The 4,215-nt window shown below is 71.6% G+C and carries 5 protein-coding genes; 2 read left to right on the top strand and 3 right to left on the bottom strand.

Translation table 11 applies throughout. The annotated features are described in order from the left end of the window. Positions 1–665: tetratricopeptide repeat protein (locus GTW40_RS07585; RefSeq protein WP_161179388.1), on the top strand; the 665-nt coding region annotated here is incomplete at its 5' end. A gap of 36 nt (positions 666–701) precedes the next feature. On the opposite strand, the gene hppD is transcribed toward GTW40_RS07585, so the two are convergent. After that, positions 702–1,847 carry a 4-hydroxyphenylpyruvate dioxygenase gene (gene hppD / locus GTW40_RS07580; RefSeq protein ID WP_161179387.1) on the bottom strand — a complete coding sequence of 382 codons (1,146 nt, stop codon included), beginning with the start codon at positions 1,845–1,847 and terminating at the stop codon, positions 702–704. A gap of 122 nt (positions 1,848–1,969) precedes the next feature. Between hppD and GTW40_RS07575 the strand changes: the two genes are divergently transcribed. Continuing rightward, positions 1,970–2,446 (top strand): Lrp/AsnC family transcriptional regulator, encoded by a 477-nt coding sequence (locus GTW40_RS07575; protein ID WP_343245630.1) that lies wholly within the window; start codon positions 1,970–1,972, stop codon positions 2,444–2,446. 29 nt (positions 2,447–2,475) lie between these two features. On the opposite strand, the gene GTW40_RS07570 is transcribed toward GTW40_RS07575, so the two are convergent. Beyond that, a complete protein-coding gene (locus GTW40_RS07570) occupies positions 2,476–3,267 on the bottom strand; it encodes a S16 family serine protease (protein ID WP_161179386.1) in 792 nt (263 codons plus the stop codon). An 80-nt stretch (positions 3,268–3,347) separates the two neighbouring features. Next, a complete protein-coding gene (locus tag GTW40_RS07565) occupies positions 3,348–3,989 on the bottom strand; it encodes a helix-turn-helix domain-containing protein (protein WP_161179385.1) in 642 nt (213 codons plus the stop codon). Positions 3,990–4,215: the final 226 nt, after the last annotated feature.

Raw genomic sequence — 4,215 nt, 5'->3', positions numbered from 1 at the left:
AGGACGCGCTGCGGCACTTCGAGGCGGCCCTGCGGCTCGACCCGGCGCAGGGTGCGGCGGCGACGGGCCGGGCACGGACGCTGGCCGCGCTGGGCCGCACCGACCAGGCGCTGACGGCGTACGACCAGGCGCTGGCTGGGCACCCGGACCCCCGGACCGCCCTGGAACTGGGCGAGTTGTACGAGTCGCTGGGCCGCGTGCCGGACGCGGAGAAGCAGTACGCGCGGGCGCGGACGCTGACCGCGCGGGCCGCTTCCGGCGGGGTCGACGAGGAGTTGCTGACCGGCCGCCTGGAGGCGGACCACGGCGACCCGGACGAGGCGGTGACCCGGCTGCGGGCGGAGTGGAAGCGCCAGCCCGGCATCGAGGTGGCCGACGCGCTGGGCTGGGCGCTGCACCGGGCGGGCGACGACGTGGAGGCGCTGAAGTACGCCACCGTCGCGACGGACAAGGCGAAGGGCGGCGGGGTGCGCAGTGCGCTGTACGCCTTCCACCGGGGCATGATCGAGCGGGAGTTGGGCCGTGTGGGGCCCGCCCGGCGGCACCTCTCGGACGCGCTGCTGGTCAACCCGTACTTCTCGCCGGTGTGGGCCCCCGAGGCGCGGCAGGCGGTGGCGGGGCTGGGCGATCCGGAGGACGGGACGCTGCCGGAGGATGCGCTGTAGGCGGGGGCCGACTGCAACAGTCGGCCCCCAACTCGCTTACAGGTTCCCGCGCTTGGCCTGCTCCCGCTCGATCGCCTCGAACAGGGCCTTGAAGTTGCCCTTGCCGAAGCCCATCGAGCCGTGGCGCTCGATGAGTTCGAAGAAGACGGTCGGCTTGTCCTGGACCGGCTTGGTGAAGATCTGCAGCAGATAGCCGTCCTCGTCGCGGTCGGCGAGGATCTTCAGCTCGCGCAGGGTCTCGATCGGCACGCGGGTGTCGCCGACCCACTCGCCGAGGGTGTCGTAGTAGGAGTCCGGGGTGTCGAGGAACTGGACTCCGGCGGCGCGCATGGTGCGTACGGTGCGGACGATGTCGTTGGTGTTCAGCGCGATGTGCTGGACGCCCGCGCCGCCGTAGAACTCCAGGTACTCGTCGATCTGGGACTTCCGCTTGCCGACGGCGGGCTCGTTGATCGGGAACTTGACCTTGAGGGTGCCGTCCGCGACGACCTTGGACATCAGCGCGCTGTACTCGGTGGCGATGTCGTCGCCCACGAACTCCTTCATGTTCGTGAAGCCCATGACCTTGTTGTAGAAGTCCACCCACTCGTTCATGCGGCCGAGTTCGACGTTGCCGACGCAGTGGTCCACGGCCTGGAAGGTGCGCTGGGCGGGCGGCTGGACGATGGGCTCGGCGGCGGTGAAGCCGGGCAGGTAGGGGCCGTCGTAGCCGGTGCGCTCGACCAGGGTGTGGCGGGTCTCGCCGTAGGTGGAGATGGCGGCGAGGACGACGGTGCCGTGCTCGTCCTTCACCTCGTACGGCTCGGCCAGCGGGCGCGCGCCGTGCTCGACGGCGTAGGCGAAGGCGGCGCGGGCGTCCGGGACCTCGATGGCGAGGTCGACGACGCCGTCCCCGTGCTCGGCGACGTGCCGGGCGAGGAACTCGCCCCAGGGGGTGCTGGGCTTGATGACCGAGGTGAGCACGAAGCGGGCGGAGCCGTTCTCCAGGACGTAGCTCGCGGTCTCCCGGCTGCCGTTCTCCGGTCCGGAGTAGGCGACCAGGGTCATGCCGAAGGCGGTGGAGTAGTAGTGCGCGGCCTGCTTGGCGTTGCCCACGGCGAAGACGACCGCGTCCATTCCCTTGACCGGGAAGGGGTCGGCCTGCCGGGCGGTGTCGGGAGTGTGGTGTGTGGTCTGCGTCATAGCCGAAGGGTGGCTCCGGTCCGCAAGGTGCGCAATAGTTCGCGTATCGACTGGGCAGTCTGTTCAGTCGTACGGCCGTATCGGCGGACTTTCTGCACAAGATGACCATCCCGGAGGATGCCGTGGCGATCGATCAGCTGGACGGCCGGATCATCGTGCTCCTCGCCGAGGAGCCGCGCATGGGCGTGCTGGAGATGTCCCGCCGCCTCGGGGTGGCCCGGGGCACGGCCCAGGCGCGTCTGGACCGGCTGCGGGCGGGCGGGGTGATCCGCGGCTTCGGCCCCCAGGTGGACCCGGCGGCCCTCGGCTACCCGGTCACCGCCTTCGCGACCCTCCAGATCCGCCAGGGCCGGGGCCCGGACGTACGGGCCCATCTGGCGGGCGTCCCCGAGGTCCTGGAGCTGCTCACCACGACGGGCACCGGCGACATGCTCTGCCGCCTGGTCGCCCGCTCCAACGCCGATCTGCAACGGGTGATCGACCGGGTGGTGGGGTTCGAGGGGATCGAGCGGGCGTCGACGACGATCGTGATGGAGACGCCGGTGCCGCTGCGGATCATCCCGCTGGTGGAACAGGCGGCGGGGGAATCCCCGGACTAGCGGGGTTCAGCCCGCGTCCTTAGCGGGGTTCAGCAGCTGGGGATCTTCCCCTTGCCCTTCTCCAGGGCGACCAGGGAGTTCACGGCGCTCTTGAGGTCGGTGACCGGGACGAGCCGCAGCCCCTTGGGCAGCTCGGCCTTGGCGTCGGCGCACTCGGCCCTCGGCACCAGGAAGACGGTGGCGCCGTCGCGCCGGGCGGCCCGGGTCTTCAGGGGCACTCCGCCGACCGCGCCGACCTTGCCGTCGGCGTCGATGGTGCCGGTGCCCGCGACGGTACGGCCGCCGGTGAGGTCCCCGCCGCTGCCGTCACCGTCCAGCTTGTCCACGATGCCGAGGGTGAAGAGCAGCCCGGCGCTCGGTCCGCCGACATTGGCGAGCCGCAGATCGACCTTCACCTTGCCGGCGTCCAGGTGCAGATAGTTCAGCGCGGCGTCGGTGGCCGCGTTCTGGGACTCCTTCATCTGCGCGGAGTTGTGCTTCTCGATCTCCTTGACGGTGTTCCCGGTGGGGTAGACCGAGCCGTGCGGCATGACGGCACGGTCGGTACGGAACCAGTTGTCCACGACGTCCCCGAGGGTGACCCGCGCGTCCGGCGAGGTCGCCTCGATGGTCGTCATCCGCAGCTCACCGCTGGTCTTCCTGACGGGCGCCCCGGACACCGTGATCACCGGCGTCCCCCGGTTCTCCCCCAGCACGTTCGCCGTCATCCCCGGCTGCGCCACCGCGAACGGCAACGGCGCGACGGCCACCGTGACGATCAGCCCGACCACGGGCACAGCACAGACGGCGACGGCCTGAAGACGCGAGAGACGAGAAAACACGCCCACAATCTAACGCGACGGGTGTGGTGGGGGTGGAGTAGGGCGCTCTACCCGTCCCCTCCCCTCCTCTCCCCTCCCCTTCAGCGGAGCGCCTCGGAGATTTCCTGGGCCGCTTCCAGGACCCGGGGGCCGACGCGATCGGGGATGGCGTCGGTGAGCATGACCACACCCACGCTGCCTTCGAGGCCGGTGACACCCACCAGGGGAGCGGCCGCGCCGCTGGCCCCGGCTTCCAGTTCGCCGTGGGTGAGGGTGTAGCCGGGGTGGGCGGTGCGGGAGTGGCGGGCGGCGAGGATGGCCTTGCCGGCGGCACCCCGGTCCAGGGAGTGACGGAAGCCCGCGCGGTAGGCGACGTGGTAGTCGGTCCAGGTGGGCTCCACCACGGCGACGGCCAGCGCCTCGGTGCCGTCCACGAGGGTCAGATGGGCCGTCGCCCCGATGTCCTCGGCCAGCGAGCGCAGCGCGGGGAGCGCGGCCTCCCGTACGAGGGGGTGCACCTGGCGGCCCAGCCGCAGCACCCCGAGCCCGACCCGGGCGCGGCCGCCGAGGTCGCGGCGGACCAGGGCGTGCTGTTCGAGCGTGGCGAGCAGGCGGTACACCACCGTCCGGTTGACTCCCAGCCGCGTGGACAGCTCGGTGACGGTCAGCCCGTGGTCCGTGTCGGCCAGCAGCTTGAGGACGCGCAGTCCACGGTCCAGCGTCTGGGAGGTCTCCGCGGTCACGACGCCCACTCCTTCGGCGGTGAGGTCGACACCCTCCGCGCAGCGGCCCGCGCCGGGCGGGACCCCGTCGACGACGCGCTGGTGAGGGCGCCGATCGGCAGGACGGCCCGGCGGCCCCGGACCCTGTCGCTTCACGGCTGCGCTCCGCGGCGGCGCTGCCACGGGGCGTATGCGTAGCGGGACAGTAGCGAAGCGGGTTCGCTCAGCGGAAGGCTTCGTCCACAAT

The organism is Streptomyces sp. SID4985 (assembly GCF_009863025.1).
GTDB lineage: Bacteria > Actinomycetota > Actinomycetes > Streptomycetales > Streptomycetaceae > Streptomyces.
This window is presented reverse-complemented; position numbering and strand designations above follow the sequence as displayed.